Source organism: Hasllibacter sp. MH4015, assembly GCF_020177575.1.
In the GTDB taxonomy this organism is placed as follows: Bacteria; Pseudomonadota; Alphaproteobacteria; order Rhodobacterales; family Rhodobacteraceae; genus Gymnodinialimonas.
On sequence record NZ_JAHTBK010000001.1, the window covers coordinates 337076 to 363454 of the forward strand.

Annotated in this window: 28 protein-coding genes and 1 pseudogene; 18 read left to right on the forward strand and 11 right to left on the reverse strand. The window is 63.9% G+C overall.

Annotated elements, in window-relative coordinates; translation table 11 throughout:
• Positions 1-94 precede the first annotated feature (94 nt).
• Positions 95-523 (reverse strand): hypothetical protein, encoded by a 429-nt coding sequence (locus KUW62_RS01870; protein WP_224813815.1) that lies wholly within the window; start codon positions 521-523, stop codon positions 95-97.
• Positions 524-650: 127 nt separating this feature from the next.
• On the opposite strand from KUW62_RS01870, the gene KUW62_RS01875 reads away from it, so the two are divergent.
• Complete coding sequence (locus tag KUW62_RS01875) at positions 651-1883, forward strand: MFS transporter (protein WP_224813816.1); 1233 nt, start codon at positions 651-653, stop codon at positions 1881-1883.
• A gap of 10 nt (positions 1884-1893) precedes the next feature.
• On the opposite strand, the gene KUW62_RS01880 is transcribed toward KUW62_RS01875, so the two are convergent.
• Positions 1894-2094 (reverse strand): SlyX family protein, encoded by a 201-nt coding sequence (locus tag KUW62_RS01880; protein WP_224813817.1) that lies wholly within the window; start codon positions 2092-2094, stop codon positions 1894-1896.
• 73 nt (positions 2095-2167) lie between these two features.
• Here KUW62_RS01880 and hisS point away from each other — a divergent pair, with 73 nt between their 5' ends.
• The 4 genes from hisS to KUW62_RS01900 all read left to right on the forward strand — a co-directional run bounded on the left by hisS (position 2168) and on the right by KUW62_RS01900 (position 6690).
• Positions 2168-3736, forward strand: coding sequence for a histidine--tRNA ligase (hisS, locus tag KUW62_RS01885; RefSeq protein WP_224813818.1), 1569 nt, complete (start codon positions 2168-2170; stop codon positions 3734-3736).
• On the forward strand, positions 3733-4833 hold the full coding sequence (locus KUW62_RS01890; RefSeq protein ID WP_224813819.1) for an ATP phosphoribosyltransferase regulatory subunit: 1101 nt from the start codon (positions 3733-3735) through the stop codon (positions 4831-4833). Before hisS ends, KUW62_RS01890 begins: the two co-directional genes overlap by 4 nt.
• Complete coding sequence (hisG, locus tag KUW62_RS01895) at positions 4830-5528, forward strand: ATP phosphoribosyltransferase (protein WP_224813820.1); 699 nt, start codon at positions 4830-4832, stop codon at positions 5526-5528. Before KUW62_RS01890 ends, hisG begins: the two co-directional genes overlap by 4 nt.
• A 187-nt stretch (positions 5529-5715) precedes the next feature.
• On the forward strand, positions 5716-6690 hold the full coding sequence (locus KUW62_RS01900; protein WP_224813821.1) for a porin: 975 nt from the start codon (positions 5716-5718) through the stop codon (positions 6688-6690).
• A gap of 62 nt (positions 6691-6752) precedes the next feature.
• Here the strand turns inward: KUW62_RS01900 and KUW62_RS01905 are convergent, their stop codons facing one another.
• Positions 6753-7184: a DUF1489 domain-containing protein gene (locus KUW62_RS01905; RefSeq protein ID WP_224813822.1), complete on the reverse strand. Its 432-nt coding sequence runs from the start codon at positions 7182-7184 to the stop codon at positions 6753-6755.
• Between the two features lie 60 nt (positions 7185-7244).
• A complete protein-coding gene (locus KUW62_RS01910; RefSeq protein ID WP_224813823.1) occupies positions 7245-7937 on the reverse strand; it encodes a phytanoyl-CoA dioxygenase family protein in 693 nt (230 codons plus the stop codon).
• A 127-nt stretch (positions 7938-8064) separates the two neighbouring features.
• Between KUW62_RS01910 and KUW62_RS01915 the strand changes: the two genes are divergently transcribed.
• The 5 genes from KUW62_RS01915 (at position 8065) to rpsD (ending at position 13616) form a co-directional block, all read left to right on the forward strand.
• Complete coding sequence (locus tag KUW62_RS01915; protein WP_224813824.1) at positions 8065-10338, forward strand: adenosylcobalamin-dependent ribonucleoside-diphosphate reductase; 2274 nt, start codon at positions 8065-8067, stop codon at positions 10336-10338.
• A 4-nt stretch (positions 10339-10342) separates the two neighbouring features.
• A complete protein-coding gene (locus tag KUW62_RS01920; protein WP_224813825.1) occupies positions 10343-10498 on the forward strand; it encodes a hypothetical protein in 156 nt (51 codons plus the stop codon).
• Positions 10499-10648: 150 nt separating this feature from the next.
• Entirely contained in the window at positions 10649-11578 is a 930-nt protein-coding gene (locus KUW62_RS01925; protein ID WP_224813826.1) for a lipid A-modifier LpxR family protein, read from the forward strand.
• Positions 11579-11802: 224 nt separating this feature from the next.
• Positions 11803-12789 carry a Hint domain-containing protein gene (locus KUW62_RS01930; protein ID WP_224813827.1) on the forward strand — a complete coding sequence of 329 codons (987 nt, stop codon included), beginning with the start codon at positions 11803-11805 and terminating at the stop codon, positions 12787-12789.
• Positions 12790-12995: 206 nt separating this feature from the next.
• The gene (gene rpsD, locus KUW62_RS01935; protein ID WP_224813828.1) at positions 12996-13616 is read left to right on the forward strand and encodes a 30S ribosomal protein S4; all 621 of its coding nucleotides are present in this window, start codon (positions 12996-12998) and stop codon (positions 13614-13616) included.
• A gap of 62 nt (positions 13617-13678) precedes the next feature.
• On the opposite strand, the gene KUW62_RS01940 is transcribed toward rpsD, so the two are convergent.
• The 3 genes and pseudogenes from KUW62_RS01940 to KUW62_RS01950 form a co-directional block, all read right to left on the reverse strand.
• Positions 13679-14854, reverse strand: a complete 1176-nt coding sequence (locus KUW62_RS01940; protein WP_224813829.1) for a lipopolysaccharide assembly protein LapB — start codon at positions 14852-14854, stop codon at positions 13679-13681.
• 126 nt (positions 14855-14980) lie between these two features.
• Positions 14981-15961, reverse strand: a pseudogene (locus KUW62_RS01945) (sterol desaturase family protein).
• Positions 15962-16045: 84 nt separating this feature from the next.
• Complete coding sequence (locus KUW62_RS01950) at positions 16046-16486, reverse strand: DUF4399 domain-containing protein (RefSeq protein ID WP_224813830.1); 441 nt, start codon at positions 16484-16486, stop codon at positions 16046-16048.
• A 180-nt stretch (positions 16487-16666) separates the two neighbouring features.
• Between KUW62_RS01950 and KUW62_RS01955 the strand changes: the two genes are divergently transcribed.
• Complete coding sequence (locus KUW62_RS01955; protein WP_224813831.1) at positions 16667-18088, forward strand: homospermidine synthase; 1422 nt, start codon at positions 16667-16669, stop codon at positions 18086-18088.
• Positions 18089-18185: 97 nt separating this feature from the next.
• Here KUW62_RS01955 and KUW62_RS01960 read toward each other — a convergent pair whose 3' ends face one another.
• On the reverse strand, positions 18186-18806 hold the full coding sequence (locus tag KUW62_RS01960) for a class I SAM-dependent methyltransferase (RefSeq protein WP_224813832.1): 621 nt from the start codon (positions 18804-18806) through the stop codon (positions 18186-18188).
• Between the two features lie 337 nt (positions 18807-19143).
• Between KUW62_RS01960 and KUW62_RS01965 the strand changes: the two genes are divergently transcribed.
• Together KUW62_RS01965 and KUW62_RS01970 are read left to right on the forward strand one after the other, a co-directional pair.
• Positions 19144-19557: a hypothetical protein gene (locus KUW62_RS01965; protein WP_224813833.1), complete on the forward strand. Its 414-nt coding sequence runs from the start codon at positions 19144-19146 to the stop codon at positions 19555-19557.
• Positions 19558-19783: 226 nt separating this feature from the next.
• The gene (locus KUW62_RS01970; protein ID WP_224813834.1) at positions 19784-21031 is read left to right on the forward strand and encodes an MFS transporter; all 1248 of its coding nucleotides are present in this window, start codon (positions 19784-19786) and stop codon (positions 21029-21031) included.
• A 12-nt stretch (positions 21032-21043) separates the two neighbouring features.
• On the opposite strand, the gene KUW62_RS01975 is transcribed toward KUW62_RS01970, so the two are convergent.
• A complete protein-coding gene (locus KUW62_RS01975) occupies positions 21044-21463 on the reverse strand; it encodes a hypothetical protein (RefSeq protein WP_224813835.1) in 420 nt (139 codons plus the stop codon).
• Between the two features lie 18 nt (positions 21464-21481).
• Positions 21482-21901, reverse strand: a complete 420-nt coding sequence (locus tag KUW62_RS01980; protein WP_224813836.1) for a hypothetical protein — start codon at positions 21899-21901, stop codon at positions 21482-21484.
• Positions 21902-22052: 151 nt separating this feature from the next.
• On the opposite strand from KUW62_RS01980, the gene KUW62_RS01985 reads away from it, so the two are divergent.
• Both KUW62_RS01985 and KUW62_RS01990 read left to right on the forward strand, forming a co-directional pair.
• On the forward strand, positions 22053-22925 hold the full coding sequence (locus KUW62_RS01985; RefSeq protein WP_224813837.1) for a 50S ribosomal protein L11 methyltransferase: 873 nt from the start codon (positions 22053-22055) through the stop codon (positions 22923-22925).
• Positions 22926-23030: 105 nt separating this feature from the next.
• On the forward strand, positions 23031-23420 hold the full coding sequence (locus KUW62_RS01990; protein WP_224813838.1) for a hypothetical protein: 390 nt from the start codon (positions 23031-23033) through the stop codon (positions 23418-23420).
• A 132-nt stretch (positions 23421-23552) separates the two neighbouring features.
• Here the strand turns inward: KUW62_RS01990 and KUW62_RS01995 are convergent, their stop codons facing one another.
• On the reverse strand, positions 23553-23756 hold the full coding sequence (locus KUW62_RS01995) for a DUF1127 domain-containing protein (protein ID WP_224813839.1): 204 nt from the start codon (positions 23754-23756) through the stop codon (positions 23553-23555).
• Between the two features lie 346 nt (positions 23757-24102).
• On the opposite strand from KUW62_RS01995, the gene ruvC reads away from it, so the two are divergent.
• From ruvC to ruvB, 3 genes are read left to right on the forward strand one after another with little or no spacing between them, the layout of a single operon-like run.
• Positions 24103-24606 carry a crossover junction endodeoxyribonuclease RuvC gene (gene ruvC, locus KUW62_RS02000; protein ID WP_224813840.1) on the forward strand — a complete coding sequence of 168 codons (504 nt, stop codon included), beginning with the start codon at positions 24103-24105 and terminating at the stop codon, positions 24604-24606.
• On the forward strand, positions 24603-25253 hold the full coding sequence (ruvA, locus tag KUW62_RS02005; RefSeq protein ID WP_224813841.1) for a Holliday junction branch migration protein RuvA: 651 nt from the start codon (positions 24603-24605) through the stop codon (positions 25251-25253). Before ruvC ends, ruvA begins: the two co-directional genes overlap by 4 nt.
• Positions 25254-25313: 60 nt before the next feature.
• Complete coding sequence (ruvB, locus tag KUW62_RS02010; RefSeq protein ID WP_224813842.1) at positions 25314-26324, forward strand: Holliday junction branch migration DNA helicase RuvB; 1011 nt, start codon at positions 25314-25316, stop codon at positions 26322-26324.
• The last annotated feature ends 55 nt before the right edge of the window (positions 26325-26379 follow it).

The following is a 26379-nucleotide window of genomic DNA, read 5'->3' on the forward strand; positions in this document are numbered from 1 at the left end:
GCCGCATATCCGCGACCAGTCGCGTGCAGCGACCCTATGAGACGAGAAAGCCCCGGCGGATACCGGGGCTTTCGATCTGGAACGATTGTCCGAATTACTGGAGCACGGGTGCCTGCGGCTGCCAATCCTCGAAGCGCAGGATCGAGTCTTCCGTGCCTGCGACAGCGGCGAACGCGACGGACACGGCTTCGGGCGTCTGGCACGAATACCATTCCACGCCCTGATCGTTGGTCAGCGACACGCAGATGCCGGGATAGTTGGTGTCCACCTCACCGGAGAACAGCGACCAGGTTGCAAAGAAATCCGCGCCTTCGGTCAGAAGATTGCACACTACGACCAGGCGACCGCCGCCATCCCAGGCATATTGCGTAGCGGTCTCGATCGAGCCGATGACATCTGCGGGCACGACAAGCGCGTCGGCGGCATAGCCACCACCGGAACAATCCGGCTCCGCCATGGCGGGGGCAGCGGCAAAAAGAGCGAAGGGCAGGGCGAGGGCGGGGGTAAGTCGTTTGATATCCATATGCGCAAATAGCGACAGATGCCGGGCGGGTGTCAATTGAACATTTCTTGACGATCCGTGACGCTCGAAAATTTGCCAATTGAAGCCGGGCTTTCCATCGGTGACGGGCGGTCCTACGGTCAGCCCCATGTCACCACCCCCCGCCACGCTGGACAGCCGCGCGTCCTGGTCACGCCTTGCCATGGCGTTGTGCCTGTCGCTGATCGGCAATGCGGGGATGTGGGCGATCATCTTGGTTCTGCCCGATGTGCAGGCGGAATTCGGGGCCAGCCGCGCGGCGGCGACCCTGCCCTACACCCTGACGATGGTGGGATTTGCCATCGGAAATTTCGTGATCGGCAAGGCGGTGGACCGCTTTGGGCTGGCCACATCGCTTGCGGCGTCGGCGGTGCTTATGGGGGTGGGGTACGGCGCGGCCTTCCTCGCGCCCAACATCGCCGTTCTGTCCATCGCGCAACTGGCCATCGGCTTCGGATCATCGGCCAGTTTCGGGCCCCTGATCGCGGACACGTCCCAGTGGTTCCTGAAGCGACGCGGGCTGGCTGTCGCGATTGCCGCATCGGGCAATTACCTGTCCGGCGCGCTCTGGCCGTTCATTCTGGCCGGGACGCTGGCGAGTGACGGCTGGCGGGCGGCATACCTGATCCTCGCGCTGGCCTGCATCGTCATCATGCTGCCGCTCACCGCAATCGTGCGCCGGTCCCTGCCGGAGGCCGCGATGCAAGCATCCGAGACTGCCGCGGCGGAGCGGGCGCGCACCACCGGGCTCAGCCCACGGGCGCTCACGATTTTGCTGGCAATGGCCGGGATCGGATGTTGCGTGGCCATGGCAATGCCGCAGGTCCACATCGTCGCTTATTGCGTCGATTTGGGCTACGGCCCGGCGGTGGGGGGCGAAATGCTCAGCCTGATGCTGTTGGGCGGTGTCGCGTCGCGCCTTGTGTCGGGCGTTCTGGCGGACAAGTTGGGCGGTGTCGTGACGCTGCTGATCGGGTCGACTCTGCAAATGCTGGCGCTGTTTCTGTACCTTCCCAGCACCGGGCTGATGTCGCTTTACATCGTGTCGATGGTCTTCGGCCTCAGCCAGGGCGGGATCGTGCCGTCCTATGCGGTGATCGTGCGCGAATACCTTCCGGCGCGGGAGGCAGGCGCACGCGTCGGCCTTGTGATGATGTCGACGATCTTCGGCATGGCCATCGGTGGCTGGTTGTCGGGGCTGATCTACGACCTGACCGGCTCCTACCAGATGGCGTTCCTCAACGGGATCGCTTTCAACGCCGTGAACGTGGCGCTGATGGTATTCATCTTGATGCGGTCACGGCCCCGGCCACCCAGCACGCAGCGCCCGCTCGCAGCCTGAAGTGTGGCCTCTACCAGTGCGGTGGTTTCTGATCGGCCAGCGGCAGGGTCCCGCTGGCATCCACCTCCCGCTCCGCCTCGCGCTGCATCAGCATCTCAACCCGCCGGGTCAGGACCGCGATCTCTGCGTCCTGCCGGGCCACAACCTCCGACAGGTCATCGACGGCGCGGGTCAGATGCGCCAGCTGCTCTTCCAATCGCTCATCGGCCATGGCCCACGCTCCTTGCCCCTTGGTGCGTGGCAAGCTAAGGCAGGCGCGACCAGAATTTAAGGCCCGTCCGCCCATGGCAAAGCAGAAAAAACAGCCCCGCCCCAAGGCCGAAACGCCGAAAGGGTTCCGCGATTATTTCGGCGCGGACGTGACACAGCGCACCGAGATGCTGCGCAAGATCGCGGAGGTCTATCACCGCTATGGCTTCGACCCGCTGGAGACGAGCGCGGTGGAGACGGTGGAGGCGCTTGGCAAGTTCCTGCCCGATGTGGATCGCCCCAATGAAGGCGTCTTCGCGTTCGAGGAGGATGATAAATGGCTGGCACTTCGCTATGACATGACGGCACCGCTGGCCCGCGTGGCCGCGCAATTCCGCAACGACCTGCCGTCGCCCTACCGCCGCTACACGATGGGGCCGGTCTGGCGGAACGAGAAGCCAGGGCCGGGGCGGTTCCGGCAGTTCTATCAATGCGACGCCGATACGGTCGGGTCGGGGTCTGTGGCCGCCGATGCAGAGATCTGCGCGATGCTGTCCGATTGCCTGGAGGCCGTTGGGATCGAGCGCGGCGATTACGTGATCCGGGTGAACAACCGCAAGGTGCTGAACGGCGTGATGGAGGTCGCGGGGCTGGCGGGCGACGACAAGGAAGCCGAGCGCGGGGTTGTCCTGCGCGCGATTGATAAGCTGGACCGGTTGGGCGAGCAGGGCGTGCGAGATCTTCTTGGAGAAGGGCGCAAGGATGAGAGCGGGGATTTCACGAAGGGTGCGGGGCTCTCTGAAGCGCAAGCTGACGTAATCATCTCGTTCCTTAGAGTTGGCATCGCTCAATTCGAGAACCATCAAGCAGTGCACAAGCTGCAGCACGAGCAAGTCGTGACCGATAATGTTGCGGTCGATACGTTCAGTGGCCAGAACCCCAACTACTCCGCAATTCAAACCTTAAACGGTCTCGTTGGGGATTCGACTATTGGCTTAGAGGGCGTCGCGGAATTGGAGGCGATAGCCAAACTTCTTTTTGCGCAAGGCTATTTCAGTGATCGCATTTTGGTCGACCCCTCGGTCGTGCGTGGGCTCGGCTATTACACCGGCCCGGTCTACGAGGCGGAGCTGACCTTCGACGTGCAGAACGAGAAGGGCCAGACGGTCCAGTTCGGCTCCGTCGCGGGCGGTGGGCGGTATGACGATCTGGTCAAGCGGTTCACCGGGCAGGAAGTGCCCGCCACCGGCGTCTCCATCGGGGTTGACCGCCTTCTGGCGGCCCTGCGCGCCACAGACAAACTTCCCGGAGACGATGCGGGCCCCGTGATCGTCACCGTGATGGATCGTGACCGGATGGCCGACTATCAGTCCATGGTCGCAACCCTGCGCAATGCGGGCATTCGGGCAGAGGTCTACCTCGGCAACCCGAAGAATTTCGGCAACCAGTTGAAATACGCCGATAAACGCCGCAGCCCCGTAGCAATCATCCAAGGCTCGGACGAGGCAGAGCGGGGTGTCGTGCAGCTCAAGGACCTGATCCTGGGCGCGAAGCTGGCAGAGGACGCCACGCTGGAGGAATGGAAATCCCAGCCCGCCCAGACCGAAGTGCCGGTCGCGGACCTCGTGCGCGAGGTTCAAGCCATCATCGCCCGCCACCAGTGAGCAGCAAAGCCGCCATACGGGCCGAGGCGGAGGCGCTTCAGGCCATGTTCACGGATGCGGGCGCGCTGCCGGTCGATGCGCCCGTTCTGGTGCGCGCCGATACGTTGCTGGACCTCTACGGCGAGGATATCCGCGCGCGTGCCTTCACCACCCACGACACGGATCGCGGGGAAATGATGCTGCGCCCGGATTTTACCGTGCCGGTTGTGGAGATGCATATGGCCGAAGGCGCGGAACCGGCGCGTTATACCTATCTGGGTGATGTGTTCCGGATGCAAAGCGCGGGCAGCGGGCGGCCCACGGAATACCTGCAAGTCGGCTATGAAGTCTTCGACCGCGCCGCCCCGATGGAGGCCGATGCGGAAGTGTTTGCCCTGATCCAGCGCGCCATGGGCGATTTGCCGGTGCGCGCGGTGACGGGCGATATCGGCGTTCTGCTGGCGGCGATTGCGGCGTTGGATACGACCGATGCCCGTAAGGCCGCGCTCCGCCGTCACGTCTGGCGGCCGCGCCGGTTCCGCGCGCTTCTGGACCGGTTTACGGGCCGTGCGAAGCCACCCAAGGGGCGCGCTGCGCTTTTGGACAATGCCCGCGAGAAAGGGCTGGCCGCGATGATCGCGGCGGCCGGCCCGCCCATCGGCCTGCGCACCACCGACGAGATCACCGCCCGCCTTGCGCGGTTGGAGGCGGAGGACGCGGCCCCGGCCATCTCGGCGGCGGAGGCGGAGGTGCTGACGGCGCTTCTGGCGCTGAAGCTGCCGCTAAGCGAGGCCAGCGATGCCTTGCGCAATTTCGTGGTGGACCTGCCCGGCCTGCGCCCGGCGGTGGAGCAATTCGAGACGAGGGTCGGGGCGCTTGGCTCGGCTGGCGTGCCGCTTGATGACGTGCCGTTCGAGGCCTCATTCGGACGCACGCAGATGGAATACTACGACGGCTTCGTCTTCGGTTTCTTGCCCCACGGCCCCGGCCTGCCGCTGGCCACTGGCGGGCGCTACGACGCACTTACCCGTCACTTGGGCGGCGGGCGCGAGATCCCGGCGGTCGGCGGCGTCATTCGCCCCGAACTGATCGTCCGCTTGCGGGAGGCACAGGCATGATAACGCTTGGCGTCCCGTCCAAGGGCCGGTTGATGGAAAAGACCTTCCAATGGTTCGCCGCGCGCGGGGTGGAGATGCGCCGCACCGGGTCGGACCGGGATTACGGCGCCGAAGTCGCGGACCTGCCGGTGGACTTGCGTCTGATGGCGGCGGGAGAAATCCCGCGCGAACTGGCCGCCGGGCGCATTCATCTGGGTGTCACGGGCAGCGACCTTGTTCAGGAACGCATCCCGGCCTGGGATCAGGCGGTGGAGATTCTCGCCGAAATGGGGTTCGGGCACGCCGATCTGGTCATTGCCGTGCCCGCATGGTGGGTCGATGTCACGACCATCGACGATCTGGACGCGGTCGCCGCCGATTTCCGCGCGGCGCACGGCCACCGCTTGCGGATCGCCACCAAGTATCACCGCCTTGTCCGCGATTTCCTGCGCGATGCGGGTGTCGCCGATTACCGGCTGGTTGACAGCCAGGGCGCGACGGAAGGCACGGTCGCCCACGGGACGGCGGAAGCGATTGCCGACATCACCTCCACCGGAGAGACGCTGCGCGCCAATCACCTCTCCATCCTCAGCGATGGGTTGATCCACCGGTCGGAGGCCACGTTGTTCCGCGCCCGCCGTGCCGATTGGCACCCCGAGGATCGTGCAGCCCTTCGGACGCTGATGGATCGGATGGGGCTCGACTCCGAAAGCTGAGCGGCGCGCATTCGTGGCGCGGATACAACAGCGCGCGGAATTCCACCCACCCACTGGGTCAGGTTTCCCGCCGGTTGCGGATCACGGCTTCGTTAACTTATCTTAATCCTATTGAAGACGACCCATCGGCAGTTTTTTCGCCGGTTCCACTTTTTCGAAGAACACCTTTTTTTGAAGGACATTTACCATGATGAAACCTGCCCTCCTGGCGGGTGCGCTTGTTGCGCTCCCTACCCTTGTGTCGGCCCAAGGCGTCGAATTCGATGGCGCGGTCACGCTGGGTTACGCGTTCAACTCCTCCTCCATCGGCGGCACGGATTTGAACCTCAACGGCTATTCCATTGATTTTGACGGCGACCTCTCGTTCAGCGAGGAATTCTCCGTCGGGCTTGGCTTCGGCTTCTCCTCCGGCGATCTGGAGATCGGCGGCCTTGGCACGGACCTGAACATCGACCTGATCTCGCTGGAAGTGGAGCCGCAATACAGCTTCTCCAACGGCGCTTATGTCGGTGCGTATTACCACATGAACGATCTGGATCTGGCCCTGCTGGCCCCGATCACGTTCGGCATCGACGCAAACAGCTACGGTGTGTTCGGCGGCTACGATTTTGGCCAAGGCCATGTGGAGGCGTTCTATGGCACCACGGATCTGGGGGACTCGCCGCTTCTTGCGGGCCTCAACCTCGATGTCGTGGATTACGGCGTGTCCGGCGCCTACCAGGTGATGCCGGAACTTGAGATTTACGGCGCGGTTCTGCGCACCGATATCTCCGTGGCGACCGTTGATCTGCATGCGACGGCCTATTCGATCGGGGCGTCCTATGACCTCGGCAATGGGTTTGACATCTACGGCGCCGTCGGCGGGGCCACGTTGGACCTGGGGGCGCTTTCCCCGCAAGACATCACGTCGACCGGCCTGACCCTCGGCGCGTCCTACGACCTGTCGCAAAGCGGTTCGATGCCAATTGTCCTGAGCGCGGAATACTCCCGCACATCTCTGGATCTGGGTCCGATCGCGGGTGTGGACCCCGACATCGACCGGTTCGCAGTCGGCTTGACGATCCCCATCGGCAACGGCTCCTCCGCGCCGCTGAACTCCAACACGCGCACGGCCCATGGCGATTACCGCTCGGCCCTTGGTGCTGTGCTGAACTCGTTCTGATCGCTTGAAAAAAGGGAAAAGCCGGGGCCGATCAAGGCGCCCGGCTTTTTCGTGTGCAATGCTCAGAGGACGCCGATTTCGGCCAGAGCGCTTTCCAGTTGCGGGGGCAGGGGGGCGTCGGCCTTCTGCCCCTGACGCAAGTCACGGGGCGCACCGCCCGCTTGCAGATAGCGCCAGCCCTGGAAGGGGCGCTTGGGCGTGGCGGCCACGCGCGTCACGTTGGGATCAAGAACGATGCCGCAGCGGTTGATGCCATCGCCCCGATCCACCGGATCGAAGCGGATGATCGGCTGGCGGCAGAGGATCAGCCCCTTGAATACCCAGTAAAGCGAACCTTCCCCCGCAATCTCATCGGCGCGCTTGGGCCACATGCGTGTGACGTGCCGCGGCAGGCCGTCCGGACCCTTGGCCCGCGCCGTCGCTTGCCACGCCAGCAGATCTTCCACCTTCTCCGCGCCGACGCAGAGCTTCAGAATATGTATTGTGGCGGCCACCCTTCATCCCCCAAGATGATGTGTCGCTCAACCTAACATCCTGGTGGGTGGCGGCAAGCGTCAGGACAGAGGTTTGGCGAAATTGCGCGGATTTCCTGTGGATGGATCAAGGATCGACCCGTCGGAATATTGCGCCAGATAGGCGCGGCGCGGCCTGTCGGTGATGTTCGCGCCGGATCGGTGCAGGGTCAGCGACGAGAAGATCACCATGGTTCCGGCGGGGCAGGGCAGGGCCTCCCCCCGATCCGGGCCGTCATAGCCGACCTTTTCCTTGCCGACATCGTCCCAGCGATGCGGGTCGATATGGGCCTGCGTGGTCAGGTCGCGGGGCAGGCAGCTCAGCGCGCCGTTATCGAGTGTCGTATCGTCCAGCGCGATCCAGACCGATAGATAGGGTGTATGGTCGAACGGGACGTAGGCGCCATCCTGATGCCACGCGAAGCTGGCCCCGGTGCGCGGGCCCTTGACCACGAATTGCTCGTTGAACAGGTGCGGGTCCTTCAGCACGATCCCGGTGACGGCACGCATCCGGTCGGAGAACAGGAAGCGGGCGACGTCGGGGAAATCCTCATGCCGCTTGTGGAGGAATTGCCGGTCAGCGCCCCGGTTGATGTCGTGGTTTCCGCCATCGGTCGCGGCGGGTTCCGCGATCAAGGTATCGGCGGCGTGGCGCAGCGCGGCAAGGTCGGTGTCGTCGATGCGCCCCGCCAGAACCGCGTAGCCCCGTTTCAGGAAATCCGTGTGCTTGGTCATGGTGAATGTCCTCCCGTGTCATGCCATTGCGGCACGATTCGTCCGCGAAAGCTGGTCTAGGGGCGACATTTGTGCCATATACCCTACCTTGTAGAATCCCGCAGAGCCCCACCAAGGAGTAGTGCCAGTGACCCGCTTCGCCGCCCCCATCGCCGAGCAGATCTGGGACATGAAATACCGCCTGAAAGACGCGGACGGCACACCCATCGACGGCTCGGTCGAGGATACGTGGCGGCGCATCGCCCGCGCTTTGGCTGAGGTTGAGGCGGAGCCGGAGACCTATGAGGAGCGCTTCTACACCGCGCTTGAGGATTTCAAATACCTCCCCGCAGGCCGCATCGTGGCCGGCGCGGGGACCGGGCGCAGCGTGACGCTCTTCAATTGCTTCGTCATGGGCACCGTACCGGACAGCATGGGCGGCATTTTCGACATGCTGAAAGAAGCCGCGCTGACGATGCAGCAGGGCGGTGGGATCGGCTATGACTTCTCCACTATCCGGCCGAAGGGTGCGGCGGTCAGCGGCGTGGCGGCGGATGCGTCCGGGCCGCTCAGCTTCATGGATGTGTGGGACGCGATGTGCCGCACGATCATGTCGGCCGGATCGCGGCGCGGCGCGATGATGGCCACAATGCGCTGCGATCACCCGGATATCGAGGATTTCATCGCCGCCAAGCAGGACCCGGCCCGCCTGCGGATGTTCAACATGAGCGTCTTGGCCACCGACCCGTTCATGGAAGCGGTGGAGTCGGACGGCCCGTGGGATCTGGTCTTTGGCGACAAGGTTTTCCGCACCGTGCAGGCCCGTGATTTGTGGAACCGCATCATGCGGGCCACCTACGATTACGCGGAGCCGGGGGTGATTTTCATCGACCGCATCAATGCCGAGAACAACCTCAATTACGCCGAGACGATCTGCGCCACCAACCCGTGCGGGGAACAACCGCTGCCGCCTTATGGGGCCTGCCTGCTCGGTTCGGTCAATCTGGCGCAACTGGTGGAGCATCCGTTTGACGACGCGGCCCGGATCTCCACCACCGCGCTGAACGACATCGTGGGCACCGCGATCCGCATGATGGACAATGTCGTCGATGCCTCCCGCTTTCCGTTGGAGGCGCAGCGGCAGGAGGCGCAGGCGAAGCGGCGCATCGGCCTTGGCGTGACGGGGCTGGCGGACGCGCTGGCGATGTGCGGATTGCGCTATGGGTCGGAGGAGGCGGCGGCCAAGACAGGCGACTGGATGGCGCTGATCGCCAATGCGTCCTACCGGGCATCGGCTGAAATCGCGGCTGAGAAAGGCGCGTTCCCCCTTTTCGATGCGGCGGAATATGCCAAGACGCCCATGGTGCAGCGGCTGGATGCAGATGTGCAGGCGCTGATTGCCAAACACGGCCTGCGAAATGCGCTTTTGACGTCGATCGCGCCCACCGGCACGATTTCGCTTTTCGCAGGCAATGTCTCCTCGGGGATCGAGCCGATCTTCGCCAATGCCTATACCCGCAAGGTCCTGCAACCCGATGGCACCCGCACCGAGGAAGAAGTGGTCGATTTCGCGGTCGCAAAATGGCGCGAGATAAAGGGTGACGTAGAATTGCCCGACCATTTCGTTAACGCGCAGACCTTGGCCCCGCTCGATCACGTGCGCATGCAGGCCGCCGCACAGCCTTGGATCGACTCCAGCATCTCCAAAACCATAAACGTGCCTGCCGATATCAGCTTCGAGGCGTTCAAGGACGTCTACGCGGAGGCCTATGCCACCGGCTGCAAAGGCTGCACCACGTACCGGCCCAACGACATAACGGGGTCGGTTTTGGCCGTGTCGGAAGCGGAAGAAAAGCCGCGCGCGCAGGAAGCGGTTGAGGCCGCTGGTGGCGAAGTCGTCTACATGTCCGATCCGCTGGACCGCCCGTCAGAGCTGGAGGGCAACACCTACAAGGTCAAATGGCCCGACAGCGAACATGCGCTCTACATCACGATCAACGACATCGTCCTGAACGGCCACCGCCGCCCTTTCGAGGTGTTCATAAACTCCAAGAACATGGAGCATTTCGCCTGGACCGTCGCACTCACCCGGATGATTTCCGCCGTGTTCCGGCGGGGTGGCGATGTGAGTTTCGTGGTAGAGGAGCTGAAGGCCGTCTTCGACCCGCGCGGCGGGGCATGGATGCAGGGCAAATACGTCCCCTCGATCCTGGCCGCGATCGGTGGCGTGATCGAAAAGCACATGATCGCCACGGGTTTTTTGGCGGGCGAAGGAATGGGTCTGAAGGCCGATCCCCATGCCCAGGTCGTCAATATCGGCAATCGCCCCGGCCCGGCCTGCCCGTCCTGCGGGCAATACGATCTGCGGATGGTCGAAGGCTGCCTGACCTGCGGGTCGTGCGGGCATTCGAAGTGCGGGTAGGCGGATGTACCGGTGGGTGGAAGATCATCTGATCTTCACGCCGTCGGGCAAGTTTGTCTGGCGGTGCGGCTTCTGGGCGCGCCTGCCGAAGCGATTGCCACGCGAAGAGGCTGCTTTGGGCGACCTGTTCGACGAGCGATTTCCCTCCTCTACGTCCTGACGAGGACCACAATAGGTGTCGCGGTCCTGCCTCACTTGGTGCGCGAAACGGGCCGAAACTCCGAATTCCCCGACCCAAATCGCCGTTTGGTGCTAATTTCGCCACAAATCACCGGCATCAGACCGGAAAACACACGTTGAGCAGGCAGCCATGACACAACAAACCCTCCGGGCGCTGGCCCTTGTCGCGACCGCTTTGGGCGCACCCGCTTTCGCGCAGGACAGCGCCGCGTTCGAGCGTCAGGGCTTCACGCAAGTCTTCACCAACGACTGGTTCGGCATGCCCATCGGCGACCGCTTCGACCGCTGGCGGACGGGCGCCTACCAGGTCAGCGGGTTCTTCGGCCAGGACTGGGACGGCGCCTTGCCGAGTGATCCCTTTGCGCTTGTCGAGTTGCGCTTCCGCGGGGAAATCATTGCGCCCGACAACCTTGCCGCCCCCGCACCGGGCGACCGGCGGTATGCCCCGGCGCTCTATTTCGGGGCATCGACGCATTTCGACTATCGCGGGTTGGAAGTGGCGGCGGGCGCGGACCTGGTGATGACGGGCGACCAGACCGGCCTGATGGACCTGCATGACGGCATCCACCGGACCTTCGGCGGCTCGGACGTGGATTTGTCGAATTTCATGATCGACGACGGCTACTACCTCAATGGGACGGTGGAAGGCGGGCGGACCTTTGCACTTGGCAACACCGCCGTGCGCCCCTTCGCGGAAGTGCAGGCGGGCGTTGAGACCCTGGCGCGTGTTGGGGTCGACCTTCGGTTCGGAAACTTCGATCCCGAGGCATTGTTGATCCGCGACCCGATCACCGGGCAACGCATCCTCGCGCTGCCGGGCGATGGCGGTGGAGGCTTCAGCTTCTCCGCCGGGGCGGATGTGGGATACGTCTGGGACTCGGTTCTTTTGCCGTCCAACGGGCCGGAGCACGAGGATATGCGCTATCGCCTGCGGGGCGGCGTGAATTACGGGATCGGGCCGGCCGATTTCTTTTACGGCGTCACCTATCTGTCGGAAGAATTCGTCGGGCAGGAGGAAGGGCAACTGGTCGGATCGCTCTCCCTCGTCTTGCGGTTCTGACAAATTCGACTCACCGATTCGGAAAAGCGAATCGGGAGGCTTCCCACGGCGAATCACCTCTGCTAGCGTCCTGACAAAGGCCGGGGATCAACCACCGGTCTACGTCGAAACTGACGAGGCGGGGCATGATGGGTACGAGCTTTCGGGGCGCGTTCGTGATCGTATGGGCGCAAACCTGCATTGAGGGATTTCCGGCAGAACCACAACAAGAACTGGCCGAAGGGATGAGCTGGAGCTGGCATGGCAAGCTTCTTCCACTGGAAGGGGATCCCGCCGCCCTCCTCCTGACGGTCAGCCGGGACCAGGATGAGCTTCGCGCCCGTGCGGCGCGCGTGGTGCGCAAGCTGTTGCAGCACTCCGCGCCGGGCCCCGCCGAATTTGCCGCCGCGGATGCCGATCCCCTGTTCCGCGGCGCATTCATCGTTAGCGACGGCGCGAAATTCTACACGATTGTCCCGATCTTGCTGGAAGACTGCACGCCGCCGCTATTGCTGTTCGCGGGCGATCCGCCGCCATCGGGGCGGGAATTGATGATCGTGCATCGCAACGAGGAAACCCTGAAGCCGACGCCAAGCGAGGAGCCGACGGTGATCTGCTTCACGCCCGGCACCCGCATCCGCACCGAAGACGGCGACAAGGCGATCGAGGAATTGGGCACCGGCGACCGTGTGCTGACCCGCGACAACGGCCCGCAAGAGGTTCTGTGGTCAGGCCACCGCCGTATGTCGGGCGCGCGCCTGTTCGCGATGCCGGACCAACGTCCGATCCGTATGCGGGCGGGGGCGCTGGGGGTCGAGCGCCCGGACGAGGATCTGATCGTCAGCCCCGAGCACCGCATCCTGGTGACCGGCCGCGCTGCGCAGGAATTGTGGGGGGAGGCCGAAGTGCTGGTCCGCGCCGCCGATCTGGTGGGCGACAGCCGCATCACCGTCGACCATTCCCTGCGCGAGACGTTTTACATTCACCTGATGCTGGACCGACACGAGGTCGTCTGGGCCAACGGGCTGGAGGTGGAGACGTTTCACCCCGGCTTCATGGGGTTGGAGCACCTCAACAACCTGCAACGCGAGAGCCTGCTGGAGATGCGCCCCGAACTGGCCGCCAATCCGCACGCCTACGGCGCGCCGGTGCGCCGGATGCTGACCCGCGCAGAGGCCGCGATCCTGATCGACGGCGCCCCCACCAAACCGCTGGCCGCCCGCGCCCATTGACGGGCGCATTGACACCCCCCTGAACCGGGCCTAAAAGCCCGCCAGATCCCGGTCGTAAGGCCGGGGTTTTTCATTGGTGTTGGTGGCCCTCGCAAGAGGAACCCTGTCATCCCGGCCAAATCCGGGAAGAGGACAACGCCCTTCACAACAACCGCGAGGCAAGCCACCGGCTTGAGGAGCGGTTTCGAACCTGAAGGAGATCAGCCGTGACCAAACGCACGTCTGCCAAGTACAAAATCGACCGCCGGATGGGCGAAAACATCTGGGGCCGCCCGAAATCCCCCGTCAATCGCCGCGAATACGGCCCCGGTCAGCATGGCCAGCGCCGCAAGGGCAAGATGTCCGATTTCGGCCTGCAGCTGCGCGCCAAGCAAAAGCTCAAGGGTTATTACGGCGACCTGACCGAGAAGCAATTCAAGCGCATCTACATCGAAGCGGCCCGTGTCAAAGGTGACACCGGTGAGAACCTGATCGGCTTGCTGGAGCGCCGCCTGGACGCCGTCGTCTACCGCGCCAAGTTCGTGCCGACCGTCTTCGCCGCCCGCCAGTTCGTGAACCACGGCCATGTCCTGGTGAACGGCCAGCGCGTCAACATCCCCTCCTACCGCGTGAAGGAAGGCGATGTCGTTGAGGTTCGGGAGAAGTCCAAGCAATTGGCCATCGTGCTGGAAGCCGTGCAATTGGCCGAGCGTGACGTGCCCGATTACATCGAGGCCGACCATTCCAAGATGACCGCCACCTTCGTGCGCACCCCCGGCCTGGGCGATGTGCCCTATCCGGTGATGATGGAACCGAACCTCGTGATCGAATACTACGCCCAGAACTAAGCTGGTTCTGAGCGAAGACATCGAAAGGCCGCCCCTCATCCGGGCGGCCTTTTTCGTTTGGGTCAGTCTTGCAGGTCGATGACGGCGCTGTCGTCGTCAAACAGCAATCGGCAGGCCGCGCCCATCGCCACGCATTCGGCCAGTCCGGCCATCAGCCCGTCTTCGCCTTCGGGGACGGTCAGGCCAAGCGCCTCCATCTCCCTGCGATACGTGTCGCGCCGCAATTGTGCGTACTCCTCGGTGTCGCGGGCCAGCGCGCCGGCAAATGCCTCCAACGCGCCCTCCGCATCCCCCGCAGCGGCGCGGATATGGGCCAGCGTATCGAGGGAGCCTGCAACGTTGTCGTTCGGCGAAGTGTCTTGCGGGTCGAACATCGCGTACCACCGATCAATGATGTCGGATGCCGCCTCCAACTCGCCCCTCAGGTACAGGTGCCAGGCCAGGTCATTACGAATGTTGTAGAGGTGGTCCCATTGGTCGATGACGGCGCTGTATTCCTGCTCCGCCGCGCGGGCGGCATCGAATTGCTCAAGGTAGATATTTGCCTGCACGAGGACGTAGACGTCGTCGATATGTGGATCGTCAAAGGCCAGAGCTTGGGTCGCTGCCTCCACGGCGCGGTCATCTTGTTCCAGCGAATAGAACGCCAACCGCGCCACGTCGCTGTAGAACCATTCCTCTGACAGGCCCACATAATCGGCGGCATTGTAGGCCTGCATCGCCTCTTCGTGGCGCTCTGCCCAATGCAGGCAATACCCGAGGTTGCCGAGGAGATACGGATCGGCGCTTGGGTCGAAGGCCCAGTCGACCGAAGGCCCAAGCCTGTCGATGATCTGGTCGGCCACCGCGCCGCAGCTTTCGGGATCGTCGCCGTCGGTCCGCGCGATCAGCAATTCAAGATAGGCGCGCGGATTGTCGGGTTCCGCATCAATGGCGGCCTGCGCCCACCGCATCTGGCCCTCGGCGTCGCCCATTTCAGCCGCGAGGGAGGAAGCATTTGCGTAACCGCGGAACCAATCGGGGCGGTATTCCCCGACGAGGATCTGGTCGAGAAATGCCGCGTCCATGTCGCCCAGAAATTCGTGGGCGATGCCACGGTGCAGGATGAACCGCCCCTGTTCGACCGGATCATCGGTTGCGGCCAGCGCCGTGTTGCAGGCCGACAGGGTCGCGGCCCAATCCCCTTCCCCGTAAAGGCAGGTCTCGACCGGGTCGGCCGCGGCAAAGGTTGCCGTCATCACAAAAAAAGCGGTGGACGAAAAAAGGGCGCGCATGGGTATCTCGCAAAATAATGTACGCGCAGGATGCCTTGGGCGGTTGCGATCTGGCAAGGCCGCCGGGGCGCGTGGATTCCCTACCTTCCCCTAACGCCCATGCATCCGTTTGCGCCGCTCGGTAATCCGGTCCTGCGCTGCCTGCGTGCCGTCGTGGAACGATCCGAACAGCTTGTCCCACGGAATTTCCAGACTGCCGTAATTGCACTCGAATTAGCGGTGATGCATCTGGTGGTGGAAGGTCCCCAGCTTCAGGCGGTTCCTGTCGCGGATCACCATGCCCTCGAACCCGGTATGGGTCGTGGCGGCGGTCAACGCGAAGTATTGCAGGTGAAACAGGATGTGGACCGGGTGCGCGGCCACGACGAAATGGATCAGCACCGAGCCGAGAAAGATGACGTGTTCGATCGGATGCATCGACAGGCCGGACCATGGCCCGACATTGATGTTGCGATGGTGCAGCGCGTGGACATGGCGGTAGAGCCACGGAATGTGCAGGGCGCGGTGAATCCAGTAGAAATAGAAGCTCTCCCAGATCGGGATGAGGAAGAACAGCGCGATGAACCAGACGGGGTTCATGGCCCAGGTCAGCATCGGCGCATATCCATTGGCCATCGCCCACAGCATCAGAATTTCGTAGGCGGTCCAGACTGTCACGCCGGAGGCGAGCGACCAGAACATGTTGTCCCGGACCTGACCGCCTAAGGTGAATTGCCGCCCGTTCACCATCAGCGGGCGCGGGTCGAATTTCAGGCGCTGGCCCTGCTTCGTGTAGGTGTAGAACCACAGGTGCAGAGCCCCCGCGACCAATGTCATCAGGATCAGGTTGCGCGCATAGATCGCAAGCACCGGGCCGGGCGACAGGGTCTGCATCGCCTCCAGCGGCGGTTGCAGCAACGTCCAGGAGATGATCGCGACCCCCACCAGGATCAGCCGCTCGGATATCAGGAACCAGGAATTCCAGAACCATTGCACGATTTCCAGCGGCCTGAGCGGCCATCGGAACAGCGGCGACACGCGAAGCGGGACATCCGGCGTGTGGTTCCAGCCTTTCAGCTTTCCGTTCGACATGGGGCGATCCCGATCCTGACGGCCAAGGCTAGCGTCCACGCGGGCGGGCGCGCAAACGAAAACCGGGGCCGGTCGCGCGGGGGTCTACTCCACAGTCACCGTGATCACGTCCGAGGCGACGGGCGGGACATGCGGCACGTGGTTCAGATCCCCCATGACCAGCTGCAGCGTGTGGTCGCCCGGTGGCAGGTCAAGGGTCACTTGCGTCTGCCCGCCGCCGAAATGCATGTGATTGTCATCGGCAGGGATGCCGTAAGTCAATTCCTCCGCGCCTTCCTCCCCCTCGCCCAGGGGCGGGCGGTTCAGCAGCAGGTGGTGATGGCCGGTATTCTCCCGCTCAGTGCCGGCCGGGGCCACGCCCATCCCGCTGAGCCCGAAGATGATCGTCACGGGCGCGGTGACGGTATCCCCGTCCTCAAGGTTCACGAAATAGACCATCGCGCCGTCGGGTGACGGGGTATCTTGCGCCCATCCAAGGGTCGGGGCAGCGATCAGCGCAGCGGCGGCAAGGTGTTTGAGTGACATGAATTTTCCTCCCAATTCTGCCGCGGGCGCGGGTGATCCCAAGCCCGGGCATTGCACGACATAGCGCGCCGGGCGGCAAAGCCGACCCTTTCGTGCGTGCCCGGACCACGGCGATCTTGCCCTTTGCATTTTCCCAAACAGACCGTATCAGGGCGCCGGTATCGACAGGGGGAGGGTTCCATGGCCGACGCATATCCGGTTTACGCCAAGATCGATGGCCCGATCGTGATGATCGGCTTCGGCTCCATCGGCAAAGGGACGTGGCCCCTGATCGAGCGGCATTTCGAATACGATGCCGACCGCTTTACCGTGATCGAACCGGATGCGCGTCAGCACAATTTCCTGCGCCAGCACCGGTTGAATTTCGTCGATACCGCGCTGACGCCCGAGACATATCGGGACGTTCTGGGCGGGCTGCTGGAACCCGGCAAGGGGTTTTGCGTGAACCTGTCCGTGGACACGGATTCCCTTGACCTGATGAAGTTCTGCCGCGAGATCGACGTCCCCTATATCGACACGGTGGTGGAGCCCTGGGCGGGGTATTATTTCGGGACGGACGACAACGCGGCGCGCACCAATTACGCCCTGCGCCAACGGGTGCGGGACGAGAAGGCGGCCAATCCCGGCGGGACGACGGCCGTGTCGTGCTGCGGGGCCAATCCCGGTATGGTCAGTTGGTTCGTGAAAGAAGGGTTGCTGACCCTGGCTGCGGATCTGGGTCGGGACGATGCCGCGCCGGAGCGTCGGGAGGATTGGGCCGCGCTGATGCGAGATCTGGGCGTCAAAGGCATCCATATCGCCGAAAGGGATACCCAGGCGCGCGCCGTGCCGCGCCCGCGCAATGTCTTCGTGAACACGTGGTCGGTGGAGGGGTTCATCGCCGAAGGCTTCCAGCCGGCGGAGCTTGGCTGGGGCACCCATGAGCCGTGGTTCCCCGAGAACGGTCATCGGCAGGAGACGGGCTGCAAGGCCGCGATCTGGATGGAGCGACCCGGTGCGATCACGCGAGTGCATACCTGGTGTCCGACGCCCGGCCCGCAATTCGGCTTCCTTGTCACCCATAACGAGGCCGTTTCGATCAGCGATTACTACACTGTGGGGAAGGGGCATGAGCCGGAATACCGCCCGACCTGCCATTACGCCTATCATCCATGTGACGACGCGGTGCTGAGCCTGCACGAGATGTTCGGCTCCGGCACCACGCAATCCAAGCATCACATCCTGAGCGAGGACGAGATCGTTGAGGGTATCGACGAGTTGGGGGTGCTCCTTTACGGCCACGAGAAGAACGCCCTGTGGTTCGGATCGCGCCTGTCGAACGCGGAGACGCGGGATCTGGCACCTTACCAGAACGCGACCGGGCTTCAGGTGACTTCTGCCGTTCTGGCGGGGATGGTCTGGGCGCTGGAGAACCCGGGCGCGGGGATCGTGGAGGCCGACGAGATGGACCACGCCCGATGCCTTGAAGTGCAGCGGCCTTACCTTGGCCCGGTCGAGGCGCATTACACCGACTGGACGCCGTTGCAAGACCGGTGGGAGATGTTCCCGGAGGATACCGACCCCGATGAGCCGTGGGCGTTTCGGAATGTCCTGGCGAGCTGAGAGGGCTGCTTATCACGCTTGATAAGATGGGTTAAATATCTGGTAAAAAAAGAAAAAACCGTTATAGTATAAGAATGAGAAAGCGCTGACAGGTCGCTCAGATTGCAGTCGCGAGAAACCCACGACTGGTGCGCGAGGGTGGGCCGGACGGAAAAGCATAGGTTTCATCCAGCCGCCACCCGGCCGCGCACAACAAGCTCTCGGCCTCCGACACGTCAAATGTGCGATGCCGCCACTGGAACCATATGATTGCGTTGCACCAATGGGGCTTGGAGAGCACCAGCCAGAGCTTTGCGCCGGGCTGGACCCAACCGCGCAGCGTTGCAAGAGCCGCGCCGGGGTCCGGGACATGCTCGATCACATGGGCCAGCAGCAGATGGTCGGGGAATGTATCGGGGAGGAAATCCTCGATCCCGGCCTGAACCTTGCGCGCAGTGCCGCCGCGCCGGAGCAGAGCGGCATGCGCGCGATCGAGCATGGGGGCAGAGGGCTCAACCAGCGTAATGTCCGCATCGGGGCCGTAAATCGCGCTCCAAGCCTCCGCGAAGGCGCCGGTGCCGCAGCCGATGTCGCAAACGCGGTCGGAGGGAGCGGCGCGCGAACCCGCCCCGGTCAGAAACCCGAGATAGGCGTCCGCGTAGCCAAGAAGGCGCATCTTGTCGCCCCAACGATCCGCGGCGCGGTCGTATTGCTGGGTGAGGGAGGCGGTATCGGTCATGTCGGGCGCAGTATCACACGGGTTGGCGGAATTTCCCAGAGAGGGCGTGGGCAGCGACCCTGATTGACGCGGCCCGAGTGTGGTCGACCGGGCTGGATACGGGGCCTGAAGGTGTCGCCGCAGGATCGGCGCGTGCCGACCCAAAACACTGTATCGCGCGCACGGGTGATGCGCTGCGCCCGTGCCTGTCACGACGTGGGCATGGCGGGGCGGTGGTTCCGGGCTGCGCAAGGGCACACAAAAGAATCCAAAAAGAGGTGAAACTTTTGGTTGGTCGCTTTCGTGACTTTGGCGATCCGGTGGGCATGACGCCCCCGGCGCCAGACTGGAGAGACACATGAAAATTCTTTACGCAGCCCTCGCCCTGAGCCTGTCCGCGACCGCCGCTTTCGCCGACGGCCATGCCGTTACCCCGATGGTCGAGGCGTCCGACCAATCCGTCGAAAACGGCGTCGTCAGTGCCGATATGGTAATGGCTGCCGAGAACGGCTGGCTTGTCGTGCATCGCACCGATGCCGAAATGACGCCCGGTCCCGTTGTGGGCCACGCGCCGCTGCGCATGGGTGAGAACGTGGATGTGGCCGCGATCCTGACGGAAGACGTGGCCCCCGGCGACATGCTGATGCTGATGGTCCATTCCGAAGAAGGCGGCACCATGACCGGCATCTTCGAATACACGCTGGGCGCCACGGAAGATGGCCCGATCCGCATGGACGGCGAACTTGTGATGCAGGTCGTCACCGCCCAGTAAATGCGGGCATAGAGGTATTTGGTCTTGGTCCGCGGGGCAGAGTACGCTCCACATTTGTGGATCAGGCCGACATGAGCGGATCGCCCGCAGGTCGCCATCGGCCTGCGGGCGGTTCTGGTCCCTACGCCGTGCAGGCGTGCCGACACAATGTCAGTGCGATTGTGCAGAGGCGATATGCGTGTGCCCCCCTCGCCAAGCCATCGCCAAAGGCGTATGGGCTTTGACCATGGCACTGGGTGACTCTTTCCGCACGTTGAGCTTGGCCGAAGGCCGGGCCTTGCCGTTCTGGCGGTCGCCGGTTGCCTTGCTGGCGGTCATGGCCTTTGCGATGCCGGTCGCGTTCGCCACGTGGTCGGCGCTTCTGAACAATTTCGTGGTGGAGGTTGCGGCCTTTGACGGGTCCGATATCGGGTGGCTGCACACGGTGCGGGAGATCCCCGGTTTCTTTGCCATCGGCGTGATTTTCCTGATCATTTTCATCCGCGAACAGGTGCTTGGCCTGATCTCTCTGATGTTGCTGGGGGTGGCGACGGCGTTGACGGCGCAATTCCCGTCGCTAGGCGGGCTCTTGTTCATCACGCTGCTCAGCTCCATCGGGTTCCATTATTACGAGACGGTCAACCAGAGCCTGCAATTGCAGTGGATCCGCAAGGATCGCGCGCCGCAAACACTTGGCTATTTGTTGAGCGTGGGGTCCGCCGCGACCCTACTGGCCTACGGTCTGATCGTCTTGACCTGGCGGGCCTTCGACCTGAGCTATGATCTTGTCTACTGGGTGGCCGGTGGCACGACCGCGGCCATCGCACTGGCCTGTTTCCTGATCTACCCGCAATTCGAAAGCCCCGACCCGCAGACCAAGAAGATGGTCCTGCGCCGCCGCTACTGGCTGTACTACGCGCTGCAGTTCATGTCCGGCGCACGGCGGCAGATCTTCGTGGTTTTCGCGGGCTTCATGATGGTGGAACGCTACGGGTTCGAGGTGCATCACATCACGCTCCTCTACATGGTGACGTTGTTGGCCAACATGGTGATCGCGCCGTTCCTGGGCCATGCGGTGTCCTATTTCGGGGAACGGGCGGCGCTGATCGTGGAATATGCGGGGCTGGGCATGATCTTCGTGCTCTATGCCGGGCTGTATATCTTCGACTGGGGCGCGGGGCTGGCCGCCGGGCTCTATATCGCCAACCACCTGTTTTTCGCGCTGGCGCTGGCCATCAAGACCTATTTCCAGAAGATCGCCGATCCGGGCGACATCGCGCCCACGGCCGCGGTGGCCTTCACGATCAATCACATCGCGGCGGTCTTCTTGCCCGCGGGGTTGGGGTACTTGTGGCTCAGCTCACCCACAACAGTGTTCGTATTGGCCGCCGGCATGGCGGTCGTGTCGCTGGGCCTGTCGTGCCTTGTGCCGCGCCATCCACAACCGGGGCGGGAGACGACTTTGGCCGAGGCAAGCGCGCAGCCCGCGGAATAGGGCGGCCCGCGCTCAGGCGTCCACCCCGATGGCGGGGCAGAGCGGCGTGACGTTGAACGCGTCCACCAGACCGTCGATCAGCACGATCACCAGATCGCTTTCACAGCCCGAGACGGCGTGGCCGGTGCCGTAGATCTCTGTCCTGCGGATGCCGTTGGAGGTGTTGGAGTTGCGCTGTGGGAAAGCCAGCCGGTCCCACGGTTCGATATCCCCGAATTCCGCGGCCATCCGCGTTGTGGGAAGCTGGACGGCCAGGGCCGGGGACATCAGCGCCCGCGCCTCCGCATGGTCGCCCGCTGCGACATGGGTCAGGAAGGCACGCGCCACGGAGACATCGTCACGCTGGGTGGCGAAGATGCTCCAAAAGAGCCAGGCAATACCCGCCAGGCTGAGCAGGCCGAGGGTGATGGGGATGAGGGGACTTTTCGACATGGCGCGCGCTCCCCGGGCTCAGGCGTCGGTCGCGCCGCCAAGGCAGAGCGGCGTGATGTCGAAGAACGTGATCTCTCCGTTCAAGAGGTGGAATTCGAGGTCGCTTTCGCATCCCGACGCTGTGGTGCCGGAGCCATTGAACTCCGTCGTCCGCCGCCCGTTCACGGTGGAAAAGCTGATCGAGGGGAAGCGGATTTCGGTAAACGGCTCCATTCCACGCAGAAGGGTCGCAAGCTCCCCCGCGCTGTGGCGCTCGGAGATTGTGGGGTGGAGGAGGTCGTGCGCCTCCGCCACTTCGCCCGCGGCCATATGGGTCAGGAACGCGCGGGAGATGTCGGCATCGCCCTTCTGCCCCTGAAAGCCGAAGACGATGGCACCGGCGATAACGAGCGCCGCGCCAAGAAGGGTGACGATGAGACCGCGGGGACCTTTGAGCATGGGCGTGTCCTTTCAGGGTGCCGGTTTGAGCGCCTGGGCCAAACCGTAACCGGTTTGCACGCGTATTTCGATCTGAGGTTTTCCCGCACCCGTTTGCAAGGGACGCGCAAGTGGCGTACCGGACCGGAACACAGCAAAAGACGAGAGCGCCATGCCCACCTGGACCGCATTGACCACCTTGAAAGACAAGCAGGCCGCCGAGGCACTGGGAGAGGCGCTGGAGGGGTTGGAGCCGGAACCGACGGGCGTGGGCGTCTTCGAGATGGAGGATGGATCGGGCCTGTGGGAAGTCGGCGGCTATTTCGTGGACGAACCCGACGACATCGCTCTCCGGCTGCTGGCGGCGGCCCATGGGGCGAAGGCCTTTGCGGTGTCGGAAGTGCCGGACCAGGATTGGGTGGCCCATGTGCGGCGCGAACTGCACCCCGTGGCGGCGGGGCGCTTCTTCCTCCATGGCAGCCACGACGCGGATAAGGTGCCCGAGGGGGCGATTCCACTTCTGATCGAGGCGGCGATGGCGTTCGGAACCGGGCATCACGGGACGACAAAAGGATGTCTCGAAGCCGTGGACAAACTGTTTACGGCAGGAGTAAGGCCGCGCGCGGTGGCCGATATCGGCTGCGGAACGGCGGTGCTGGCGATCGCGGCGGCGAAGGTTCTGGGGCACCTCGTGATCGCGTCGGACATCGACGAAGTGGCCGTGGATGTGGCCCGGTCGAACGCCGCCGCGAACGGTGTGGGGGCGCTTGTCCATTGCGTGGAGGCGGCGGGGTTCGACCATCCCGACCTACGCGCAAATGCGCCGTATGACCTTGTTTTCGCTAATATTTTGAAAGGTCCGCTGGTGGAGCTGGCCCCGGATATGGCCGCCCATACGGCACCGGGCGGGCACGTTATCCTTTCGGGTCTCCTCAACCAGCAGGCCGAGGACGTGATCGCGGCCTACGCCCCCCACGGCCTGTCCGTTCTGGACCGGTCCGAGATCGGGGATTGGACGACTTTGACGCTACGTCACGAAGGGTGATCGGCGGCGGCGGCCCGTGCTCAACTCGCCTAAAATGTGTCGCAATTTCGTCAGAGACTTGCTATCTAAATCCTCGGTGGGGGCAGTGAGTGTATGAGCTGCCCAATGTTTACGAAGACGAATTCTTTCGACGACCGTGTGAACCGGATCCAACGTCGTCGCCGCACACGGCGCGGCGGCATGGGTTTCGTTGTCCACGCCGACGGCGTCGTGACCGCGATTGGCCGCCCCTCGTCCCGGCTGCGGTTTGGTTTCCCCCTGAAAGGTCTGCTGATTGCCCTGACCCTTGCCGTCCTGGTGAAGGCTTATCTGATCTGGTTCCTGGGCGTTGATCTGTACGCGCTGGAAGTCACCAGCCTTATCGAAGGCGCCGGATACGAGCGGATTGCCGGTCAGATCATGCTGCCTGATCCGATCTCGCTCTGGATGGTGGACCGTTACGACGCGATCTATGCCTTCATCCAGGCCGGAATGGCCGCGGGCGACGCGGGCTGACGATCAGACCGTTTGCGCGGGTCCGGGATGTCCCGCGCAAACGCCACTTTCCGAAAATCAGCTTAAGACACGAAAAAAGCGGCACGGGATTCGTCCCGGCCGCTTCAGTCGTTTGCAGATGTGTCGCCCGGTTCAGCGATACACGCGACCGGCTGCGATATCGTCGATGTCGCCGCGGTTCAGACCGAGGTCATCGAGTTCCCGGTTGCTGAGCGAGCCGAGTGCCTTGCGGGTCACGCGGGCGTCGTTCCACGCGGCGATGCGGGCCACGAGAGTGGAGAGAGCGCGCGTGGCCGAGAGGCTGGAGGCGTGGGACAGATTGGTGATGGAGGCCATGGGTCTCATCCTTTCAAGTGGTTAGTGTTCTTCGATGCGCCCAGAGGGTTCCGGCGCTGTTTGATAGAGCGCAATTAGGGATGCAAAGCGACTCGCACAAGACGCTATTTTTGCATGGGTTTCATGTGCGCATTGCATAGCTCCGATCGCCGGTAACGGTTTGTTTACCAAGCGAAAATCACGGCCATGCGTCGTTTTCGGACGCGCGTTTGACGCATTTGGAATTCTCGGCTGCGATGGTGTCGATTGTGGATCGCGAAATGTCGAAAACGCGCGATTGTCTTTGCGATGTTCGCGTTTCGTGCTAACGCTTGCTTAACGCCGAAAACGGGCAGGGCAGGCACAGATGCGTATCATTGGAATCGATCCCGGGCTTCGGTGTCTCGGCTGGGGCGTGATCGACGCCGAAAACGGACGGTTGAGTCACGTCGCCAACGGACAATGCCGCAGCGAAGGGACCGAGCTGTCGGACAGGCTTCTGTCGCTTCACGTCCAGTTGAGCGCGGTTGTCGCGCAGTATCGCCCCGACAGTGCCGCAATCGAGCAGACATTCGTGAACCGCGACGGGGCGGGAACCCTTAAACTGGGCCAGGCCCGCGGTGTGGCGATGCTGGTCCCCGCGCAGGCCGGTTTGCGGGTAGGCGAATATGCCCCCAACGCGGTGAAGAAGGCCGTGGTCGGCGTGGGCCATGCGGACAAGCGCCAGATCGACCACATGGTGCGCCTGCAATTGCCCGGATGCGCCCCGGCGGGGCCGGATGCCGCCGACGCATTGGCCATCGCGATCTGCCATTCATTTCACGCCGCCAGTGCCGGCCGGTTGGCCGCCGCGATCGGAGCGGCGGGATGATCGGGAAGCTGACGGGCCGTTTGGATTACCGCGCGTCGGACCACGCGCTGATCGACGTGGGCGGTGTCGGATATGTCGTCCATTGCTCGGAGCGGACCCTCGCGGCCCTGCCCGGCGCGGGGGAGGCGGTGTCGCTTTATACCGAATTGCTGGTGCGCGAAGACCTGCTGCAATTGTTCGGGTTCCTGACGCCCTATGAGCGGGAATGGCATCGCTTGCTGATTTCCGTCCAGGGCGTTGGTGCGAAGGCGTCGATGGCGATCCTTGGCACGTTGGGGGCGGAGGGGGCCGCGCGCGCGGTGACGCTGGGGGATGCAGCCTCCATCAAGGCGGCGCCGGGGGTTGGGCCGAAACTGGCGCAGCGCGTGGTGATGGAGTTGAAGGGCAAGGCACCGGCGGCGATGGCACAGGGCGGAACGCTTGACGCGGCCATCGGTGGCGATGTGGCGGATGTGGTGGTGGATGCGCCCGTTGCTGCGTCCAAGCCCGCGGCCTCCAGCGCCCAGGCGGAGGCGTTGTCGGCCTTGCAGAACCTGGGCTATGCGCCCGCCGATGCCGCGCAGGCCGTGGCGCAGGCCGCCGAGGGTGTGGAGACCACGCCGGAGTTGATCCGCGCGGCCCTGCGCCTGTTGGCCCCCAAGGAGTGAGGTACGGCGTGCGCAACCGCCTCTGGCAGAACCGCGCACCCTACGCGATAACAGGCTGACATGAGCGAACCCGACCCCACCTTGCGCCCCGACCGATTGCCGGAGGATGACCGCGCGCTGCGCCCGCAATCGCTGGACGATTTCACGGGGCAGGAGGAGGCGCGGGCCAATCTGCGTGTCTTCATCGAAAGCGCCCGGCGAAGGGGGGAGGCGATGGACCACGTGCTGTTCCACGGGCCGCCCGGCCTGGGCAAGACGACGCTGGCGCAGATCATGGCGAAGGAGCTTGGCGTCGGCTTCCGCATGACCTCCGGCCCGGTCCTGGCCAAGGCGGGTGATCTGGCGGCGATCCTGACCAACCTGGAGGCGCAGGATGTCCTGTTCATCGACGAGATCCACCGCCTGAACCCGGCGGTTGAGGAAGTGCTCTACCCGGCGTTGGAGGATTTCGAGCTGGACCTCGTAATCGGCGAAGGCCCTGCCGCGCGGACGGTGCGGATCGAGTTGCAGCCCTTCACGCTGGTCGGTGCCACCACGCGGCTTGGGTTGCTGACCACGCCGCTGCGCGACCGGTTCGGCATTCCGACGCGGCTGAATTTCTACACGATCGAGGAACTGGATCAGATCGTCGCGCGCGGCGCGCGGCTGGCGCGGATCGAGGCCGATCCGGCGGGCACGGCGGAGATCGCCAAGCGCGCGCGCGGCACCCCGCGTATCGCGGGGCGGCTGCTCAGGCGCGTCATTGATTTTGCTGTCGTTGAGGGGGACGGACGCCTGACGCAGGCCATCGCCGACAGCGCGTTGACGCGGCTGGGGGTGGACGCGCTTGGACTTGACGGGGCGGACCGGCGCTACCTGACATTGATTGCGGAGAATTATCACGGCGGCCCGGTGGGGATCGAGACCATCGCTGCCGCCCTGGCCGAGCCGAGGGATGCTCTGGAAGAGGTGATAGAGCCCTTCTTGTTGCAACAGGGTTTGATCGCGCGCACGCCAAGGGGACGGATGCTGGCCCATAAGGGGTGGAGCCATCTGGGCCTCGACGCGCCGCGTGCCGACGGGTTCATCTGAGCCGGTTTTCCGTCCATAGTGATCCGCAACCGGACACAGACCCACGAGGGAGGCC